This is a genomic window from Candidatus Photodesmus blepharonis (genome assembly GCF_000731795.2).
GTDB classification, from domain to species: domain Bacteria; phylum Pseudomonadota; class Gammaproteobacteria; order Enterobacterales; family Vibrionaceae; genus Vibrio; species Vibrio blepharonis.
Map to the genome: position 1 here is coordinate 69,158 of NZ_JGVK01000001.1, position 20,183 is coordinate 89,340.

Consider the following 20,183-nt stretch of genomic DNA (forward strand, 5'->3'; position numbering starts at 1 on the left):
ACTCAGTCAGCATATCAGTTTTGATATACATGGTTGAAATATATTCGTTTTCCGACTACGTACTTTAACATTAACCAGCAGATCATTTCACTGAATTTTTTCTGTGAATTTTTTTACACAAGCTTCGATTTCATAAGAAGTTGGAAGAGAGAGCGCTTCTTGTGCCATGGCTTTAACTTCTAAAAAATTTGAATTACGGATAATTTTCTTTACTCTTGGAATGGACATACCATTCATTGAAAATTTGTTTAAACCCATTCCTAATAATAAAAGTGTTGCGCGTTCATCACCTGCAAGCTCACCACACATTCCTGTCCATTTCCCTTCAGAATGGGAAGCATCAATAATCTGTTTTATTACTCTTAATACGGAGGGTGATAATGGGTCGTATAAATGAGATATCATTTCATTTCCGCGATCAACTGCCAGTGTATACTGTGTTAAGTCATTAGTACCAATCGAAAAAAAAGATACTTCTTTTGCTAAATGATGTGCAATAGCGGCGGCAGCTGGAGTTTCAATCATTATGCCAACTTCAATATTTTCGTCGAAAGCGAAATTTTCAATGCGTAGCTCTATCTTATACTCCTCGATGGCTTTTTTAAGTTCGCGAATTTCTTCAACTGAGATGATCATAGGGAACATAATACGAATTTTTCCGTGTGCAGATGCACGTAGAATTGCACGTAACTGATCACGTAGAATCTCGCGACGGCTTAAACTGATGCGTACTGCACGCCAGCCTAAAAACGGATTCATTTCTTTGGGTATATTTAGATATGGTAAATTTTTATCACCACCGATGTCCATTGTGCGGATTATTATTGATTCGCCATTCATTGTTTTTATAATTTCTTTATAGCTGCAATATTGTTCTTCTTCAGTTGGTAGTTTGTCGCGATCCATGAACAAAAATTCAGTGCGATATAAACCAATACCTACACCACCATTTCGTCGAATTCCATCACAATCTTTAACTGTACTTATATTGCCACATATGTCTACTTGATAACCATCGATAGTTTGTGCTGGTAATTTTTTTAGTTTAGTCAGTTCATTTTGTTCAGAAATGAAGGTCTTTTTCATAACCTTTGCTTTCATCAGTTCACTTTCAGATGGATTTATGATAACTTCGTTGTTCACTGCATCAAGAATTAGCACATCGTTATTTTTGACTTGTCTAGTGATATTGTTAGCACCGACGATGGCGGGTAATTCCAGAGCTCGAGCTATAATAGAGGTATGTGAAGTACAACCACCTATATCACATATAAAGCCCAACACATAATTTAGATTGATTTGTGCGGTTTCAGAAGGTGTTAGGTCATGTGCCACTAAGATGACTTGTTCATCGATATCACCAAGAGCAAGGATTTTGATGCCTAGTACGTTTTTTATAAAACGTGTTCCGACATCGCGTATATCCGTTGCACGTTCTTTTAAATACTCGTCATCAAAAGATTCTAGAGTACGGGCTTGTTTCTCGATAACCTGGTGAATAGCGTTATCAGCGTACATTTTATCTTTTGTTATAAGTGTTAGGATGTCTTTTTCAAGTTCTTCATCTTCAAGAAGCATAATGTGACTTTCAAAAATTGCTCCTTTTTCTCTGCTAAATTTTTCGAGTGCTTTTTTTTTGATATTTTCTAATTGCAAACAAGACTCACGACGTCCATCAAAGAAACGCTGAACTTCAGTTTCAATCTGATCGTCTGAAATAAAATTTGTATTTAGAACAATTTCATCCTTTCGGATAAGTAATGCTTTGCCAAAAGCAATACCAGGAGATGCTAGGATGCCTGAGATCATGACCTTACCTTAAAAATTAGTCAACTGCAAGATAGCTTTAATTAAATGTTAATAACAAGATATAGCTTAAATTTTGATTTAGTAAAAAGCTTTTTATAACTTTTATACAGAATATTTTTGAACTCAAAATTAATGTAATTTATTCATCAGAGCCACTAAATGCTCCACAGCTTGTTGAGCTTGCGGGCCTTCAGCTGAAATTGTTATTTCAGTACCTTTTACAAGGCCAAGAGTTTGTAATTTAAACAAGCTTTTTGCACTAGCAATTTTTCCATTAGAAGTTACGGTGATATCTGCGTCGAATGCCTTTGCTTCTTTAACGAACTGTGCAGCTGGGCGAGTGTGAAGACCGTTCTCTACAGTGATTTCTACTTGTTTTTCGTACATATTACACCCCCATGAAGTTATTAGTTTATTAACTGGTTAAGATTAACTACTTAAGCGAGTTTTCGCTAGCAGAACAACGTTGTTTTTTTTCTTAGAATCAGAACGTCACCCTGGGTTATTTATATATCACAAAATCATCTTCGTTCTTCAATTTCATTCTTTAATTTTGAAGTTTAAAATAAAACAGTACTGATATTACCACCAAAGGTGAGGTAAGGATCAACAAAAAAAACGCTAAATAACAATTCTTAATCAGTTTTCGGGTTTAGAGTTACTTGAAAGAATGCGATTATATGATTGCACTTTCAATTTAGAAGGTAGTTGTATATACCAGTTTATTCAACGAACAGAATTTTAAATTCTTTGCAGTATGAATTTTCCCAATTTATATCAACTTTGTTCTTAATTTATTCGCAAAATTTTTTATTGGGATTATCGTTTTTTATTTGAAATAGATAGAAAGAGTACTAAAATACGTATATTATGACACACTTTTTTATGAAGTAGGTTAGGATAAGGAGTACATTCGGGAGCTTAGGTTGAAAGCTTACAGAAATCAGAAACACTGTAATTAAAACTAGGTTTTGTAAGTGATAATTTTTTGCTATAATTAAGCCTGTTCGTTGTTTAAATTTTTGTTCCGAGTAATTGAAAATAGGGAGGTTATGAGCAATATCGTTATTATCTAATAGTTTTAGTATTAATTGCTCACAGCATGGTAATGAGTTTTGTGATAAGTATCATGGGGCTGTCCGTTTTACTTGTTTTGTAACCCACTTCTGATGAGTTTTATACCAAGGACTTTAAGAATAAAATATGCAGGAATTGCGGCTTGTACTTATTATTGTTGGTTTGTTAGCTATAATGGCGTTGTTGTTTCACGGTTATTGGTCGAGCAAACAACAGGAGAAGATTAAGGTTAAATTGAATCCAAAATTGCCTAATCGGCTAGGTGCTAAACGCAATAAACCGCAAAAAAAGTTATCGAAAACCTTAGTCTTTGACTTAAAAAAATTGCATAAAGAGCGTAAAGAACCAAGTTTTGGTGTGATTGAAAACACAGAGATTACTCCGTTATTAAGAGGTATTTCTTCAAAGTACTGCTCTACAACAGTGCCAAAAGCATCAGATTTTCAAAAAGAAACCTTGAATGTATCGTCTTACTCATCAAGAATTGATAAAATTTTGCTACCAAATACTAGTTCAAAGTCTCAGTCAGAGGTCATTGTGTTGAATGTTCATTGTTTAGAAGAGGAGTTGTTCGTTGGCACAACGCTATTTGATAGTTTGGAAAAGAATGGACTATTTTATGGTGAAATGGGTATTTTCCATTGTTATATGCCTTCATCTGAGATGGGAAAATCGCTGTTTAGCGTTGCTAACATGATGAAACCAGGTGCTTTTAAGTGTGATGATCTTAGTAATTTTACAACTAGAGGTATCTCCTTATTCATGATATTACCATGTTTCGGTCGGGCAGAAAAAAATTTTGAACTTATGCTTAAAACTGCTCAAAGAATTGCTAATGATTTGGGTGGTAATGTATTGGATGATACACGTAACCTAATTACTCCCGATCGTCTGCTTGCTTATCGACGACAAATTCAAGATTTTAAAATACGGTATGAAGTAAAAGTTAATTATTAATTAGGGTCTTAGGCTCTAAACTTACGTTTTTATGTTCATTTAGAGTAAGTTATGTCTCAATCAATGCAGCAGAAGTTAAAACAGCTAAGAAAGGCTTTAAATTATTATGCAAGACGTTATTACATTGAGGATGACTCCGAAGTTCCTGATGCTGAATATGATCGTTTAATGAAAAAACTTCTAGATATTGAGTTAAAAAATCCAGAGTTAGTGACTATTGACTCTCCTAGCCAAAGGGTTGGTTGTGCTGTTTTAGATAAGTTCGGTAGAGTAAAACATAAAACAGCGATGTTATCTCTTAATAATGTTTTTCATGATCAAGAACTTGAAATGTTTAGTAATAGAGTAAACAGTAGATTAAATGTTGTAGCTGCAGAATATTGCTGTGAACCTAAATTAGATGGGTTAGCAGTCAATTTATTATACGAAAATGGTTTTTTAGTTCAAGCAGCAACACGAGGTGATGGAGCTATTGGTGAAAACATTACTGAGAATATACGCACCATTAAGACTATACCTCTCAAACTTCAAGGGAAAGGTTGGCCTAATGGAGTTGAGGTTCGTGGTGAAGTGTTTGTATCTAAAGTAGGTTTAGGTAAATTAAACAAAAAGGCTGCTAGCAATGGCGAAAAAATTTTTTTGAACGCGCGAAATGCAGCGTCGGGTAGTTTACGTCAGTTAAACTCAAAAGTAACCGCTAAACGTCCCTTGAGCTTTTATGCGTATGGCGTAGGTTTTTTTCAAGGATCGTTGTTCGGCAGTCATTATCAACGTTTGTTGCATCTAAAAGATTGGGGTTTCCCTATATGTTCTGAGGTATGCTTAGTTCATTCTTTAGCTAAAGTAAAGTCATATTATCAGGATGTTTTGCTTCGTCGGGATAACTTAGACTATGAAATTGACGGTATAGTTGTTAAAGTTGATAACATTGAATTTCAAGAAAGATTAGGCTTTGTTGCTCGTGCTCCACGTTGGGCTGTTGCTTACAAATTTCCAGCGAAAGAAGAGTTAACATTGCTGATTGGTGTTCAGTTTCAAGTTGGTCGAACTGGATCTATTACGCCCGTTGCTAAATTGGAACCAGTTTTTATCGACGGTGTTACAATAAAGAGCGCAACGCTTCATAATCTCGATGAGGTAACGCGATTAGGGGTAAAAATTGGTGATACTGTTGTAGTACGTAGAGCAGGAGGTGTAATTCCTCAAGTTGTTTCAGTTCTTTTAAAACGTCGTAGTAACAGGGAGCAGGATATTGTGTTTCCAGTTTCTTGTCCAGTTTGTCAAGCTCCAGTTGAATATGTCAAAGGTAGCTCAATTATTCGTTGTAGTGCTGGGATGTTATGTCCAGCTCAGCGAAAAGAAGCATTGAGACACTTTGTCTCAAGAAAAGCAATGAATATTGATGGTTTCGGTCACAAAATTATTGAGCAACTTCTTGATTTAAAAGTTGTTGAAACACCAGCTGATTTATTTAGGCTTCCAGCAAACATTATAGAAAAGTTAGATCGTATAGGAAGCAAGTCAGCACAAAATCTAATAAACGCATTAGAAAAATCCAAGAGGACTTCTTTAGCTCGTTTTGTGTACGCTTTAGGAATAAAGGAAGTGGGCGAAGTTGCTTCTAAAAATTTGGTTCAACATTTTTATACACTAGACGCAATCCAGGCAGCTTCTTATGAGACTTTGCTTAAAGTTCCTCATATTGGCTCCAGAGTCGCTGATAGCATAGTGTCTTTTTTTGCGCAACAAGGTAATCAGAAATTTATAAAAGAACTGATTGAATTAGGTGTAACATGGCCGGATGTAAGATTAATTAAGAAATTAAAACCTCAAATATTGTCAGGTAAAACCATCGTGCTTACTGGTTCCTTATCTCGCTTACCACGCAGCGAAGCTAAGATAGCATTGCAAATGCTCGGAGCGCAAGTGTCGGAAAAGCTTTCAAAGAAAACTGACATTTTATTTGTTGGCAAGAACCCTGGTTCAAAACTACCAAGAGCAAAAAACCTTGGTGTAGACATTCGTACAGAGGAAGATTTGCTAAACATTATTCAGTAAATTTTAAGCTAAAGATAAAATGTTTCAAATATTCTGTATTGTTTCCTTAATTAAGCGTTGAAGTTCACCTTTGCGAAACATTTCAAGGATAATATCACAACCACCAATTAACTGGCCCTTAATCCATAATTGAGGAAATGTCGGCCATTGAGCATAAGAAGGCAGCACGGAACGAATATCTGGATTCTGTAGGATATCTATATGGGAGAACTGTTCACCACATGCTGTTAACGCTTCAGATGCTTGAGCAGAGAATCCACAGGCAGGGAGTTGTGGTGAGCCTTTCATATACAGAAGAATTAAATTCTCTGAAATTTGTTTTTTAATTTTATCGATAGTTTCCATTTTTTGCCCAGTATGCGTACATTACTTAGTTGTGTTCTTAATCATTTGGATATTAAAGAAGGTTGATTATTGCATAAATGAGACTTTACGATCAACTCTTGTTTTTTTAGTATGTTAAAATCAAAGTTAGTTTTACTTTTAATAAAACTCTTTACAAAAAATTGGAAATTTGTTACCATGGAAAGAAGCCAGTCTTTCTGGCGGATTAACAGCATTAAAATAATTCGTAACAAGATGGAGAATTGGACAATGACATTTGAGTTACCAGCCCTTCCTTACGTAAAAGATGCACTAGAACCATATATTTCAGCTGAGACTTTGGACTTTCATCATGGAAGACACCATAATACCTACGTGGTTAAGTTGAATACGCTTATTTCTGGTACTGAGTTCGAAAATAAAACATTAGAGGAAATTATTAAGACTTCTACTGGTTCTATATTCAACAATGCGGCACAAATTTGGAATCATACATTTTACTGGCAGTGTTTAGCGCCAAAATCCGGTGGTCAACCTACTGGTTTGGTATTAGATGCCATTAATGAGGCATTTGGTTCTTTTAAAATATTCAAAGAAAAATTCACAGACTCTGCAATTAGTAATTTTGGCTCGTCATGGACGTGGTTAATTAAAAAGGCTAATAGTGCTTTAGAAATTCTTAATACTTCTAATGCGTTGACCCCTTTGACAGAAGAGGGAGTTACCCCGCTCTTAACTGTTGATCTTTGGGAACATGCTTATTATATTGATTATCGAAATGTTCGTCCGGATTATATGAATGGCTTCTGGGCTTTAGTCAACTGGAAGTTTGTTGAAAAAAATTTTCTGCAATGAGATGTGTGACGTTTAGTTAAGATCAAGGTCTACATGGTTTCCGCCGTGGTAGGCCTTCTTTTTTCGGTAGTTCTAAGAAAACCTATTGTGTAAGTATTCTCTTATCTTTCAGTACAGGTTTGAGTGTTGGCTTTTTTCACTTATTGTTGATGCACTTTGACGACGTGTGATACTTTGTTAAATCGTTGCTTAGGTGTAATATTCAATGCTGTTGTTGTTTTTATAATCGAGTTGACTCTTTCGCTAAGGACAGCAAAATAGCTGCCCTTTCTTAAAGTGTCATTTAGCGATCTTGAGGTTTAGCTATTGCGGAACCAGATTGGTTTTGTGCTGCTTGGCTTCCTGCACCTTTAGGTTGGTAGCGTTTAGCGCGTAAAGGAGCAGCAACGATTTTAATTTCTTTCAGTTTCTGAGAACCAGGTGCTTTGGTCATAGGAGATGTTACGTGAGATCTAGTTGGCACTTTAATTTTAGCTTCTTTTTTTACTCTCTTATTTGTTGAAGTTTCAGTACTTTTTATTCTTTCATCAATAATGGATTGTTCGGCCTTTTTCGATTCATCACTCAGCATCCCTAAATTGCGAGGTGGTGTGATCATTTCATTTGTCATTGTTTCTGGCACCAAACCACTAGATAAGTGATAAGAAGAACGCTCATCACAATGTTGTTGAGAATTTTTATCTATTTTTTCAGTTTGTATTGTATTGTTTTGAACAACACTAGAATTTTTTATTCGGATTTTTTTATTATTTGATTTTCGACGTTGACGACGTTCCTTTGCCTTAGTTATTTTTTCTTCTGACCGAGATTCTGATTGGTTAATTTTAGTTTCACATTTTAATTCTTTTTGTTCAAGAAAATTATTATTTTTTATATAGTTGTATTTCTTGTAACGTTCCTGCTTGTATTCTTTTTTATTTTCAATTTCTAAAATTTCTTCGTTGTAATCTAACTTGCGTTTTCGTATATCAACCTTATTTTGAGGACCTTGATCGTTTTTTTCACTTTTGATTTTTTCCTCCTGTTTTTTCTTTTTTTTCATTGCTTTAATTTTATTAAATAGGAAATTATCAAGTATTTTTGAGAGAATGTTGAAGGGATTTAGCTGGCCCTTTTCAGTTTTAATCGCGAAAAAATTTAAGCTTCGAGTTTTTCTTGTTGCGTTTAAGGTTGGTTGAGAAGAGGATAATGAAGGTCTTTTAAGTGCATTTCCATCAATTCTTATCGGTTTCATTTCAATTTCAGTGATTTCTTTCTGCTCACTTTCCTTTAGGGTCTCAATATTTTTAGGTATTAAGTAGGATAATAGATCACCTCCTTCTCCTTCTCTAATACGAACAACCTCAAAGTGAGGTGTCTCCATGTTTGAATTTGGTACTATTGTTATCTTGACTTCTTGAATTTGCTCTATGTAGTTAATAGAGGAACGCTTTTCGTTTAAAAGATAGGACGCAATGGAAACTGGAACAATAGTCAAGACTTTTTCAGTATTATCTTTCAAAGCTTCTTCTTCAATTAAACGTAGAACAGATAGCGCTAAAGATTCATTATCACGAACTACACCAGTACCTGTACAACGAGGGCAAATATGATGACTTGCTTCAGATAAAGAAGGACTTAAACGTTGACGTGACATCTCTAATAGACCAAATCGAGAAATTCGACTAATTTGTATACGAGCGCGATCTAGACGAACTGCATCACGTAAACGATTTTCTATTTCACGTTGATGAGTTATGGGTGTCATATCGATGAAGTCAATGACGACTAAACCACCTAGATCTCGTAAACGTAATTGTCTTGCAATTTCTTCTACGGCTTCCAGATTAGTATTTAAGGCTGTTTCTTCGATATCGCCACCTTTAGTTGCACGAGCTGAATTAATATCGACAGAAGTCAGTGCTTCAGTTGGGTCAATTACGATTGATCCACCTGAAGGTAATCGAACTTCACGTTGAAATGCTGATTCGATTTGGCTTTCAATTTGATAATGGCTAAATAAGGGCACTTCGCCTGCATATTTTTTTATGCGCTTAACAAAATCAGGACGGACAAGACGAATATATTTTAAAGCGCTTTTATAAACAGCATTGTTATCAATTAAAATTTCTCCTATATCCCGACGCAAGTAATCTCGAATTGCACGGACGACAACATTACTTTCTTGATGAAGTAAAAAGGGAACAGGATTTGAGTTAAACGCTTGTTTAATTGCTCCCCAGTGATTTAATAGGACATTTAGATCCCACTCAAGCTCTTCAGCACTTTTTCCTACACCGGCAGTACGAACGATTAATCCCATACCTTGCGGTAATGCGAGCGTATTAAGTGCGGCCTTAAGTTGTGTCCGTTCATCGCCTTCTATCCGACGTGAAATTCCACCAGCACGAGGATTATTAGGCATCAGAACTAAATAGCTGCCCGCGAGAGAGACTAAAGTTGTTAAAGCGGCCCCTTTACTGGCGCGTTCTTCTTTTTCTATTTGAACGATTACTTTTTGATTTTCACTTAATATTTCTTTGATGTTCGGACGACCTTGATACGTATAACCATTTGGAAAGTATTCGCGAGCGATTTCTTTGAGAGGAAGAAAACCATGTCGTTCTGAACCATAGTCTACAAAGGCAGCTTCTAAGCTAGGTTCAACGCGTGTTATACGTCCTTTATAAATATTGGATTTCTTTGATTCATGGCCCGGGCTCTCAATATCTAGATCGAATAGCCTTTGACCATCAACTAAGGCAATACGCAACTCTTCTTTTTGAGTTGCGTTAATTAACATTCTTTTCATTTACAAAATCTCATTATCTTTTTTATTTTAATTACTCTTGTTGTATGTAGTTTGCTAGATTAAATAGCTTAACTTTATAAGTTAGCTGCAAGGATACTTTATCTTTCAATTTTACAATCAAAACTATGCTAGCTTGCGATCCGCAGTTTGGCGGAGGAAACTCGGTACGAACATACGATGATTCGGAGAAACAAGACGACTCGGTTCGATTACGTATCAGGCCATACTAGGGCGCTATAACCTTAAGTATTTGACTCTTTAGTAATAAATGACGGTTTTGAAATTAATCAAAACGCACACCGCAACTTTAAATTTTAACACTACTTTAAAAATACAGCAATCGACTTTATTGTTAAACAACATAAAAAAGCATATAGCATAATGAGATGAGAGTTGATAAGCTGAGTTTTTAGAGAATTTTTGTTGGGGTATAAGGATAACAATCCTAGAGATGAGCAAAATGAAAAGGAGAGTTCAATTGATCGAAATCAGTAGTAGTGCAGCTGGGCAACGTATTGATAATTTTTTATTTAATCGGTTAAAAAAAGTTCCCAAAAGTATGATTTACCGTATCTTGCGAAAAGGACAGGTACGTGTAAATAAGAAACGTATTCAGGCTAAGTATAAATTGCAATCAAGAGATTTGGTCCGTATTCCACCAGTCACTATACCCATACAGAAAGACACTGCAAGTTCTACGATTAATACTAAACTGAGAAAAATTTCAGAATTAGAGTGTAATATTGTCTTTGAAGATGAGCATATACTTATTCTTAATAAACCATCAGGTACTGCTGTTCATGGTGGTAGTGGGCTTGAATTTGGTGTAATTGAAGGTCTTCGAGCATTAAAGTCTAGTATGCGTTTTTTAGAATTGGTACATCGCATTGATAAAGATACATCTGGAATTTTACTTATCGCTAAAAAGCGTTCTGCTTTACGTCATTTACAAGCTCAGTTTAGAATGAAAGTAGTTAAAAAGTTTTATGTGGCACTAACAAAAGGAGAGTGGAAAGAATATGATAAAATAGTGAAAGCTCCCTTGTTAAAAAACGAATTAAGTGGTCTTGTTCGCGTTAGCTTGCAAGGTAAATCGTCAGAAACTCGCTTTAAAATTATGGAAAAATTTCCTAATGCAACATTAGTTCAAGTCAATCCAATCACGGGACGTACTCACCAGATTCGTGTCCATAGCCAACATGTTGGACACCCTGTTGCGTGGGATGAGAGATATGGTTCTAAAAAATTCGATATGTATACAAGACAACTTGGTTTAAATCGTTTGTTCCTTCATGCTTCTAAAATTGAATTCATTCACCCATCAAGTAATAAGTTAGTAGAAGTGAGCGCACCTATGGAAGAGAAACTTGAGAAAGTTTTAATAGGTTTGAGAAAATTTAGACTTTTAAATAAACCAGGAGGCAGATTAATGTGAGTAGTTTGCTAATGGTTTTATTAAAAATTTAAATGCGTAGATTCAATAATCAATTGCTAGTACAGTAGGAGGGATACTGTTTTGTTTTAGGATGAGGAATAGTATTCCTGGATAACTTTAATGGAATAGACATGATGATTTCGTTTCAAAGTTAGAGTATTGTATCTTTAACTAGTATAGGAGCGAGTGGAGAAATATAAGGTGATAGTAGGCTTGATTGGATGGCGTGGTATGGTTGGTTCAGTATTGATGCAACGTATGTTAGAAGAGGAAGACTTCGCTCTTATTGAACCAGTTTTCTACAGCACATCGCAAAGTGGTATTTTAGCTCCAAATTTTTGTAAAGATATAGGTGTGTTGCAGGATGCGTTTCACATTGATAGTCTCAAGAGGATGGATATAATTATTACTTGCCAAGGCAGTGTTTATACAAAAAGAGTATATCCAATGCTACGTCAAGCAAACTGGAAAGGGTACTGGATTGATGCCGCATCTACGTTGCGTATGGAAAGAGAGTCAATTATTGTTTTAGATCCTGTTAATTTTACCCAAATTCAACAAGGTATTCATTCGGGAGTTAATACATTTGTAGGTGCTAACTGCACAGTTAGTTTAATGCTTATGGTTTTAGCTGGCTTATATAAGCAAGATATGATTGAGTGGGTAAGCACGATGACTTATCAAGCCGCATCTGGTGCAGGTGCTCAAAATATGCGTGAGCTTATTTCGCAAATGGGTGCTCTCAGTGACTCTGTTAGATCAGAGTTTGTTAACCCTATATTAGATTTTGATAGAAAAGTGACAGATACTGCACGATCATCGTCATTTCCTACTGATCAATTTTGTGTTCCTCTTGCAGGTTCTTTAATTCCATGGATTGGTAAGAAAAATAAAAATGGTCAAAGTGAAGAAGAGTGGAAGATAGCTTTAGAAGCAAATAAAATTTTAGGGTTACGAGATTCACCTGTGCCAATTGATGGAACTTGTGTACGTGTCGGAACAATGCGTTGTCACGCTCAGGCATTAACTATTAAGTTAAAACAGGTTCTTCCAATTGATGAAATCAAAGAAATAATCGAAGAGCATAATGCTTGGGTTAAGGTAGTCCCAAATGACCATGATACTACTATTCGAGAACTCACGCCAGTAAAAGTTACAGGGAGCATGTCATTACCTATAGGTCGCTTACGAAAGATGTCAATAGGTGAAAATTTTTTGAACGCATTTACTGTCGGTGATCAATTGCTATGGGGTGCTGCTGAAGTGCTCCGTCGTACGTTAAGAATTATTCTTTCTGAGAGAAAAGATTAACTTGAGATTGTTAGCCTAGCTCTATATAACTGCTAGTTCGTGCTGTTAGCATGAGATTCAAATCTAACAAATCATGTTGATAGCTGCATCGTGACATACTGAGAGTTTTTATCGTAGAGTTTTAAGTTTATTTTTTTCAGATTTTTATTTTTTTAAAATTATTAATGTATCAAATACAAAATATTTTCAGAAGTTTGTTTCGGTTTTCGATACGAGGCTATAATATCTCAATGCGTTCTTCAAAAACCCAAAATCAAAAATTTTTTTAGATTGTTTAGGTTGCTTTTAGGAAACTTATAGCTTCTATTTTTATTTAGTCAGAAATGGTTCCAAGTTAGGTGGTCTATAATAAACTGATTTAAGTATCTTATTTTTATTGATAGTTTTGACATTAGAAACGAAATCTTCAGCACATTTTACAATAATGCAACCATTTTTTGGTATTGAGATAAGTTTAATGCCTTGTTTGGTGTAAAATGCTTCAGTATCAGCGTGTTCCCTTTGATTCCGGCAAGCTTTGCTCATATTACTCGAATGTATTTCATTCCAGCAAGGAATAAAGTCGATATCACAATTTGCCGATATGTTTAATAACAAATCTATTAAATAGCTAACCGCTAAATTATCTTCTACCTTACTCTGGGCAAGGTGGACTAAACGTCCGACTAAAACATACACACTATCTACAATAGCATCTGCTTGTTCAATCTTATTTTTTGCCTCTGCAAGTTCGGTTAATTCCTCAATGACAAGAGCTGTGTGCAATATGTCATCTTGATCATCTAAGTTTTTTTGATCTGCAATCGGCAAACCAAATGCATTACGAAACTCTAAAACATCACGGTAAAGGGAATTAAAAATATCTTGAGTAAATTTGGATAGTCGCATCGATCCTGGTAAATTTTCATGATTTAGATTCCAGATGATAGAAAATTAAAAGATGAATTTCTATGTAATGCATGAATATGGAGTAGAAATTTTGAAGTGCATTGCATTTAATGATCGTGAGTTTAATAAAAGCGTCTTAAATTTATTGACCTTTCCTATCGAATATGAGAACAATAGTCTTAGTAATGATATTTATATCCATTACTACCCAGGAGTATATTGAAGAGAGTGACAATGCATAGCTATGATCGAAGCCAACTTTGTGCCTGACATCATCAACGCAGGTGTCATATCCTTGGTTTATTTGTGCTAATCCAGTGATTCCAGGAAGTACACCGTAGGTTCTTTCGGAGAAGAATGGTATCGCATTTTCAAGCTTATTATAAAAAATTGGGCGCTCAGGTCTTGGTCCAATTAAAGACATTTCTCCTTTAATAACATTCACTAATTGTGGAATTTCATCAAAGCGAGTTTTACGTAAAAAGTGTCCAACAGAAGTAATCCTCGGATCGTTTTTTGTTGCCCATATTGCTCCGGAATATCTTTCAGAATTTTGATACATGGTTCGGAATTTGATAATTTTAAAGAAAATTATTTTTTTAGAGGTTGATTTTCCGACACGTAACTGTTTATAAAATATTGACCCATCTGAATTTGCTTTAATAATCAAGCCAACTGATAATATTATTGGAGAGAGCAATATTAAACAAGAGCATGCAGTCAATAGATCAAAAATGCGTTTTCCATAATATATTGAGATACGAGTAGATTTATTCGCAGTCATATAAGGTACCTTAATGATTAATCCTGGTCCATTGTCCAGATTCAAGCCCCAGTAGGTAGCGTAAGCCACCAATAAAATTTGCACAATGTCCGACTATGAAGTAGGTTGCTAACTGAAAGATTTTATGATGAAAAACATATGGAAATAAAAAGCTCAACAAAATTATGCCATATAGTGCAATCTGGGTGATTAGGATTACAAGGAACAATGGATGTTCTATGAGTGCAGCTGAAGCAATTAGGCAAAAAATCATTAAATAGGGTATAGCGAGCCTTAGTCCTTTTCCTGAAAAAAAAGCAAAAGCGATTGCTTTATTTTGAGGATTCAACAGATTTAGGAATTGAATTACTTGTTGCATGTTACCTGCAGAGATTCTAATGCGACGTTTAAAATCTTCAATTCTGCTTGTTGCTTCAAGCTCAATTGCGCGTATTCCAGTTTCATAGTTCGCACGATAACCGTTTCTAACTATCTCCATAGGTAGTATGAAATCATCGTTGATAGCATTTGGTGGAAAAGGTTTAAACAAGTGTGTTCGAAAGAGATAAAGTGCACCATGCGCACCAAGAACAGAACATAAGTTTGCTTCATTTTGTTTAATCTGATTTTGATATTGCCAATATTGCAACGCACCTTTATGATCGTCATCAAGTAAAGAGTAGCTTCCACTGACTACACCTACTTTTTTATCATAAAAATTTTGTTCAGCAATCAATAATGAATCAATTGAAATCAGTGCTGATACATCACTAAGAGCAGTGATATCGCTTGAAATAGAAGGCATTATTTTATTGATTAACGTGGTCTTTCCTCGATTTTTCTCGAAAGAAATAATTTCAAAATGGGTATCACAACAGATTGCTTCTTGTATTGTATCTTGTGCTATATCAACGGTGTTATCTTGACAACCATCGCATAAAATAATAATTTTCAACTGCTTTTTCGGATAGTCTAAGACAGCCAGATTACGTATTTTATCGGCTATCCAGCATGATTCGTTGTAAGCAGGAACAATGATGGTAATCGATGGACGAACTTTGTCCTTATAAGAGATTTTGTATCCTCGCAGAGTATTAGTAATTTGGATTGGAGGGTGATATTTAGAATACAATCTTAAAAGCCAAGGGTATCCTACATGATGGTAAACTATCAGAAGAACACTGATGATCCATGTATTGATTAAAATAACTTCAATCATGCTAAGGCTTCCTCCATTAGTAACTCGTATTCTTTAACCATTTGTTTAATGTTATTATTTTTTAGTACAAAATTACGCGGACTAATCTTTGTAGGATTAGCTAACATGTTTAACAATGCTTGTGCGATATCTAAAATATTTTCAGGTTTTATAAGTTTTCCGCTATCTGGACAAAGTGCTTCACTTGAGGCTCCAACATCAGTTATCGCGCAAGGAACGCCACATGCTTGTGCCTCCAAAGGAGATAAAGGAAGTCCTTCTAAACGTGAAGGTAGACAAAATAGATCTAGTGACTGATAGAAGGAAGGCATATTTGTTAATAGCTTGATAAATCTCACTCTTTTATCCAGAGCTAGTCTACGAACTAAATTTTCAAGGTTTTTTTGTTGGCTACCTTGTCCTGCGATTATCAAATGAACGTCTTTTGGTAGAAATCGCATTGCTTGTATTATGAGGTCATGTCCTTTAATAACTTCTAATCGTCCAGCACTACCAATTAGAATTTTATGTAGAGGGAAGCCAAGTCGTTTCCTAGCAGTGTAGTTATTACCTGGACAAAATTTATTACAATCTACACCATTTTTTATGGTGATTATATCTGGGTATAAAAAGTGCTTTTTGAGTGTATATTTTACTTTTTCTGCATCTGCGACCAATATTGGTTTTGTGATTTTTAATGCCAATTTTTGTAGTTGAATGTGTTTGTAATTATTAAAGTGCCACACATCATGTTCGGTATGAATTCGTACTGGAATATTTAATAGGCGAGCAGTAATTCCAGCATATAATAGTGGGCCTATGTGATGGGTGTGTACAATCTCTGGTTTGAGATGTAAGAATATTTTAATTAGTATGGATAATCTAAACAGGTAGTTTTTTGTTTTTTTTTCAATGAAGAAAATTTGATCTGAAAGCGCTTCAAGACGCGGCCAATTTGCGATAGCTTCTTCTTTGTTTCCTTCAAGACTAATAATCATGACTTTATTTAATGGATGAGCGAAAGTAAGCAAGTCAAGCGTTAAATTTTCTAGACCTCCTAGGGCTAAATGTTGTACAACATGGACAATTTTTATTCCAGATTTGCATGAATTAATTGATATATTCATAGATTTTTCGTTTTTACTATACGTTATAAGATAAAATTTGAGAAATTCATGTAGTTGTGGCATTAAATATACCAACTAATTTAGTTTAATTAAATCATATAGTTATTAATTTTGATTTCATTCTGAGAATCGGATTGAACAACAGTTTGAGAAACTCTGTTATAGACAATGCTAGTAATTTACTGTAGTAATCGCCATTGTTAAGGTGTATCCCTTTAGCTAATTAAGAACTTTAGGAATGACAGTTATGACTGGAACTTCAGTGAGTATCTCTAATTGATCTGGCCTTCTGATTGATGTATCAAATAACTCTACAATAGTAGCAAGGCCAATACCGAGAAAAATACCGGCTAAAAATCCTGTAATAGCAAAAATAATCGGAGGAAAATTTGATGGTTTACTTGGCGTGAATGGTAAATCAATAATTTTTACGCGTTTTTTTTGTTCAAAGATACCGAGAGATCCAGTTAATTGAGCCATCTCATAACGTTTAACTAGCTCATCATAAAGTTGGCGTTTGATTTCGACATTTTTAAACAAACGATATAATTCTTTAGCACTATTACCAAAGTTGTTTGCTTTTTGTTCTAGTTCAAGAATCATGTTATTCAAACTTTTAGTTTCTTCATTTAATGATTCAAATTTACTACGAGCCATTTGTAAGTTATGCAGTTGTTCGGATAAAAATGGTTGCATTATTTTCGCTTTACCTAGTACATTGCTACTCGCTATATCCCATAATTGTCCACTATTAAAGTTAGGTTGTGCAATTTTTAGTAACTCGGAACGTTCAGATTCCAACCTTCTAATCTCACGTTCTTTTGCCTGTACAGAACTATGATTCTTGGTGTATTTAGCGTACAACAGTGCAAGTTCACTACGTGTTTTGATAATTTGCTCTTCTATTTTTCCAATAACTGGATTGGTTTTTGATAACTGTTGATCAAGAGTGCCTAAATTTTTCTGAGCACCAGCTAGCTCTGCTTTTTTTTGGTACAAGTTTTGCCTGAGTATAGCTAACCTATTTAAGCTTTGCACTTGTATTTCTGGTGTAAGCAAGGCATTAGTGTTTTTATATTCAGCTAATGCATTTTCAGCAACATCGAGATCCTCTTTTCTTTTTTTGATATGAAACGCTAAAAATTCTCTAGAATCTTGTATAGATGAACGTTCAGGGGCTAAAAGCTGTTCAATAAAGTGGTTACTTATTGATTGTAATAGAGGTTTCATTCCATCAGGCTTAGTAGATTCAAGTTCAATTTTTAAGAAATCTTTGCCTAGTTGAGTAATAGTCAGACTTTTAGAAATATTGCGCATTACTTCTTCTATTTCACTTGGGATCATCGCATCATTAATCAATTCAAGTTCTAGTGCGACAGAATGAAGAATATGACGACTTTTGAGAAGTGTACTTAGTGCACTGAGGCGTTCTTTTAACATGGTGGAAACTGCAATATCTTTTAAAAATGGGTTCATTTTTGCTGTTTCCTGGATAAGCATGCTGGTATGAGAATGATAGGTTGTCGGTGCTAAATGCGCGATACCTAATCCAATAAAAGGTAAAATAAATATTGGAAAACAAATTAAATAACGTCTACGCCAGGCAACGCTAAATATAATGATCAATTGAAATTTAAGCTTATTCATATTTGCTCTAATATCTGATTGACGAATGCGCTGCGCTTTTCCCAAGTATCTTTTTCGACTACATTTCGTGAAGATTTTTTTTGTTTATGAAAATTTGAAAGAGCTTGAGACATTTCTTTACTATTTCTAACGATATTTATATAATTCCTAAACGGTTCTAAAGCTGGGAAATGAGTAGAGATAATAGTGCTTTCAACTGCTAAATATTCCATAAGTTTTAAAGGACTACATGTTAGTATTTGTTTATTTGTTTTAAACGGCAATAAACTTACATCCCAATGTTGGCTATATTGTGGAAGTTGCTGATGAGTTTTGGTACCTAAATAATATACATTGTCGTAAGTTGGCAGTTTAGAATATCTCAATTTTTGAGGCCCTATAAATACGAAATTCCAATCCTGTTTTTCTCTAGCTACTTCATTAAGCATTTTATAGTCTATCCAATTAGAAAGGCTACCATAAAATCCTGCGATAGGTTTACCATTCTGTGGAAGATCTGTAGCTCTTGGTGCTGGTGTAGAAAAAAGTTTCACGTCAACTCCATGCGGTAGTAACCGTGTTTTCCAAAGTGGAAATTTATGCAATAGCATATTACTTGCAGTGAAAATAAGATTTGCCTTTTTGACTAGTTTTTTCTCATGCTTTGCTATGGATTGGTGGTCAACACCTGATAGGAATTCAAAATCATCTCCGCAGTAATAAATTACAGCAGATTCACCCAAGTAACCACAAAGATCTGCTGCTGTAGGTAAGGAACACCATAGAATTGGTTTTTTCAATTGTGCACAGTGTAAAATAGATCTAAGTTGATAAAGCATCATTTTTTTAGCAATTTTTCTAGCGATATCTGAGTTTGGTGCAGGAATAGTTATTAAGTTGACTATCGTAATCTTGTTTTTCTCTACATTTAATTGTTTCTCAAAAAAAGTAGATTTTCTAATTATAAGCTTTTTAAACGTTCGTTTCAGGTCGTTTAAATTGAATTTCGGCTGTCGTAAACCAATGGAATTTATCCATATAATTTTTCGATCGCAAGCGAGTTTTTTTACTATATGTTGAGTGCTAGATGGATGCGTTTCAAAATCTTCCGCGAATACGATTAAATCACGTTGCATTGGTTCCTTCCATTAATATTTTTTTCAATTGTAGCTACAATTTTCGCCGGATTTCCTGCGGCTATGACAAAGGATGGTAAATCTTTTGTAACTACACTACTTGCCGCGACAACCGTACCTTCACCAATCGTGACACTATGAAAAACAGTAACGTTACTTCCCAGCCAAACATCGCGCTTAAGATGAATATCTCCTGTTTGTATTTCTTCATCACTTTCACCATTTGCTCTTCGTTGTGCGTTGAGTGGATGTCCAGAGTAGCCAAATAAAAGACTCCTTTCTGCTATACGAACATTGTCTTCGATTATGATCGTTTTACCTACTGCTATCGTTGTTTGCCAGCCAATATCTGCATTATTTCCAATCTTTAGTTTGGGGTTTTTGGATAACGAACGACCACTAAAAGTTGTTTGACCCGATATTCGACAATCATTTCCAACACTTACTTCAAGCGGTCCAGTGATCAATGGAATCCCATCATACAGGTATAAATTTTTTCCATATTTGCTCAGGCGACCTTTAAAAATTGGTGTATTGAACAAAATTCGTACAATATTTTCCAAAATATTCGTGGTTATTTTGTACAATATATAAAATCCTTTATTCAGTATTTTTGGGGTAGGTATTTCGAGTGTTCTTATTTTTTTAAAACAAGAGAAAAGATTGCGCAAATTTTTATTTGGGTTTGATTGTAGAAAAATTTTCAATTCATTCATTAGGTTGAACAACATATTTATCATTTCTTCATCTACGAATTTATTTGAAGTACTCTTCACAGAGTATGCCAATAATAAATAGCTTTAGTATTCAATTAGCTAAGTAATTATA

At 34.8% G+C, this 20,183-nt stretch carries 16 protein-coding genes; 5 read left to right on the forward strand and 11 right to left on the reverse strand.

What is annotated here, in order from left to right; genetic code table 11:
- Positions 1-87: 87 nt before the first annotated feature.
- Together ptsI and CF67_RS00310 are read right to left on the reverse strand one after the other, a co-directional pair.
- On the reverse strand, positions 88-1,809 hold the full coding sequence (ptsI, locus tag CF67_RS00305; RefSeq protein ID WP_034412923.1) for a phosphoenolpyruvate-protein phosphotransferase PtsI: 1,722 nt from the start codon (positions 1,807-1,809) through the stop codon (positions 88-90).
- Positions 1,810-1,938: 129 nt separating this feature from the next.
- Positions 1,939-2,196 (reverse strand): HPr family phosphocarrier protein, encoded by a 258-nt coding sequence (locus CF67_RS00310; RefSeq protein WP_034412925.1) that lies wholly within the window; start codon positions 2,194-2,196, stop codon positions 1,939-1,941.
- A gap of 816 nt (positions 2,197-3,012) precedes the next feature.
- On the opposite strand from CF67_RS00310, the gene zipA reads away from it, so the two are divergent.
- On the forward strand, positions 3,013-3,843 hold the full coding sequence (gene zipA / locus CF67_RS00315) for a cell division protein ZipA (protein ID WP_034412927.1): 831 nt from the start codon (positions 3,013-3,015) through the stop codon (positions 3,841-3,843).
- Positions 3,844-3,894: 51 nt separating this feature from the next.
- On the forward strand, positions 3,895-5,901 hold the full coding sequence (ligA, locus tag CF67_RS00320; protein WP_034412928.1) for an NAD-dependent DNA ligase LigA: 2,007 nt from the start codon (positions 3,895-3,897) through the stop codon (positions 5,899-5,901).
- Positions 5,902-5,925: 24 nt separating this feature from the next.
- Here ligA and grxD read toward each other — a convergent pair whose 3' ends face one another.
- On the reverse strand, positions 5,926-6,246 hold the full coding sequence (gene grxD, locus CF67_RS00325; protein WP_034412930.1) for a Grx4 family monothiol glutaredoxin: 321 nt from the start codon (positions 6,244-6,246) through the stop codon (positions 5,926-5,928).
- Positions 6,247-6,495: 249 nt separating this feature from the next.
- On the opposite strand from grxD, the gene CF67_RS00330 reads away from it, so the two are divergent.
- Positions 6,496-7,080 (forward strand): Fe-Mn family superoxide dismutase, encoded by a 585-nt coding sequence (locus tag CF67_RS00330; RefSeq protein ID WP_034412931.1) that lies wholly within the window; start codon positions 6,496-6,498, stop codon positions 7,078-7,080.
- Between the two features lie 283 nt (positions 7,081-7,363).
- Here the strand turns inward: CF67_RS00330 and rne are convergent, their stop codons facing one another.
- Positions 7,364-9,871 carry a ribonuclease E gene (gene rne, locus CF67_RS00335; RefSeq protein ID WP_034412933.1) on the reverse strand — a complete coding sequence of 836 codons (2,508 nt, stop codon included), beginning with the start codon at positions 9,869-9,871 and terminating at the stop codon, positions 7,364-7,366.
- Positions 9,872-10,322: 451 nt separating this feature from the next.
- Between rne and rluC the strand changes: the two genes are divergently transcribed.
- Both rluC and asd read left to right on the forward strand, forming a co-directional pair.
- Positions 10,323-11,306, forward strand: a complete 984-nt coding sequence (rluC, locus tag CF67_RS00340) for a 23S rRNA pseudouridine(955/2504/2580) synthase RluC (RefSeq protein WP_034412935.1) — start codon at positions 10,323-10,325, stop codon at positions 11,304-11,306.
- Between the two features lie 201 nt (positions 11,307-11,507).
- Positions 11,508-12,617 (forward strand): aspartate-semialdehyde dehydrogenase, encoded by a 1,110-nt coding sequence (asd, locus tag CF67_RS00345; RefSeq protein ID WP_034412936.1) that lies wholly within the window; start codon positions 11,508-11,510, stop codon positions 12,615-12,617.
- A gap of 309 nt (positions 12,618-12,926) precedes the next feature.
- Here asd and CF67_RS00350 read toward each other — a convergent pair whose 3' ends face one another.
- The 7 genes from CF67_RS00350 to CF67_RS00380 all read right to left on the reverse strand — a co-directional run bounded on the left by CF67_RS00350 (position 12,927) and on the right by CF67_RS00380 (position 20,086).
- Positions 12,927-13,505: a nucleoside triphosphate pyrophosphohydrolase family protein gene (locus tag CF67_RS00350; protein WP_034412938.1), complete on the reverse strand. Its 579-nt coding sequence runs from the start codon at positions 13,503-13,505 to the stop codon at positions 12,927-12,929.
- 142 nt (positions 13,506-13,647) lie between these two features.
- Positions 13,648-14,289, reverse strand: a complete 642-nt coding sequence (locus tag CF67_RS00355) for a sugar transferase (RefSeq protein ID WP_034412940.1) — start codon at positions 14,287-14,289, stop codon at positions 13,648-13,650.
- Between the two features lie 10 nt (positions 14,290-14,299).
- Positions 14,300-15,487, reverse strand: coding sequence for a glycosyltransferase family 2 protein (locus CF67_RS00360; RefSeq protein WP_034412942.1), 1,188 nt, complete (start codon positions 15,485-15,487; stop codon positions 14,300-14,302).
- Positions 15,484-16,593, reverse strand: coding sequence for a glycosyltransferase (locus CF67_RS00365; RefSeq protein ID WP_155994528.1), 1,110 nt, complete (start codon positions 16,591-16,593; stop codon positions 15,484-15,486). Before CF67_RS00365 ends, CF67_RS00360 begins: the two co-directional genes overlap by 4 nt.
- Positions 16,594-16,812: 219 nt before the next feature.
- Entirely contained in the window at positions 16,813-18,240 is a 1,428-nt protein-coding gene (locus CF67_RS00370) for a GumC family protein (protein WP_034412945.1), read from the reverse strand.
- The gene (locus tag CF67_RS00375; protein ID WP_034412947.1) at positions 18,237-19,355 is read right to left on the reverse strand and encodes a glycosyltransferase family protein; all 1,119 of its coding nucleotides are present in this window, start codon (positions 19,353-19,355) and stop codon (positions 18,237-18,239) included. Before CF67_RS00375 ends, CF67_RS00370 begins: the two co-directional genes overlap by 4 nt.
- Positions 19,340-20,086 (reverse strand): acyltransferase, encoded by a 747-nt coding sequence (locus CF67_RS00380; protein WP_034412948.1) that lies wholly within the window; start codon positions 20,084-20,086, stop codon positions 19,340-19,342. Before CF67_RS00380 ends, CF67_RS00375 begins: the two co-directional genes overlap by 16 nt.
- Positions 20,087-20,183: the final 97 nt, after the last annotated feature.

Coding starts and splice junctions, on each gene's coding strand:
- CF67_RS00330 (WP_034412931.1), top strand. CDS start 6,496: ATGACATTTGAGTTACCAGCCCTTCCTTACGTAAAAGATGCACTAGAA.
- ligA (WP_034412928.1), top strand. CDS start 3,895: ATGTCTCAATCAATGCAGCAGAAGTTAAAACAGCTAAGAAAGGCTTTA.
- CF67_RS00365 (WP_155994528.1), bottom strand. CDS start 16,593: ATGAATATATCAATTAATTCATGCAAATCTGGAATAAAAATTGTCCAT.
- ptsI (WP_034412923.1), bottom strand. CDS start 1,809: ATGATCTCAGGCATCCTAGCATCTCCTGGTATTGCTTTTGGCAAAGCA.
- CF67_RS00355 (WP_034412940.1), bottom strand. CDS start 14,289: ATGACTGCGAATAAATCTACTCGTATCTCAATATATTATGGAAAACGC.
- zipA (WP_034412927.1), top strand. CDS start 3,013: ATGCAGGAATTGCGGCTTGTACTTATTATTGTTGGTTTGTTAGCTATA.
- CF67_RS00370 (WP_034412945.1), bottom strand. CDS start 18,240: ATGAATAAGCTTAAATTTCAATTGATCATTATATTTAGCGTTGCCTGG.
- rluC (WP_034412935.1), top strand. CDS start 10,323: ATGAGCAAAATGAAAAGGAGAGTTCAATTGATCGAAATCAGTAGTAGT.
- CF67_RS00380 (WP_034412948.1), bottom strand. CDS start 20,086: ATGTTGTTCAACCTAATGAATGAATTGAAAATTTTTCTACAATCAAAC.
- CF67_RS00310 (WP_034412925.1), bottom strand. CDS start 2,196: ATGTACGAAAAACAAGTAGAAATCACTGTAGAGAACGGTCTTCACACT.
- CF67_RS00375 (WP_034412947.1), bottom strand. CDS start 19,355: ATGCAACGTGATTTAATCGTATTCGCGGAAGATTTTGAAACGCATCCA.
- grxD (WP_034412930.1), bottom strand. CDS start 6,246: ATGGAAACTATCGATAAAATTAAAAAACAAATTTCAGAGAATTTAATT.
- rne (WP_034412933.1), bottom strand. CDS start 9,871: ATGAAAAGAATGTTAATTAACGCAACTCAAAAAGAAGAGTTGCGTATT.
- CF67_RS00350 (WP_034412938.1), bottom strand. CDS start 13,505: ATGCGACTATCCAAATTTACTCAAGATATTTTTAATTCCCTTTACCGT.
- CF67_RS00360 (WP_034412942.1), bottom strand. CDS start 15,487: ATGATTGAAGTTATTTTAATCAATACATGGATCATCAGTGTTCTTCTG.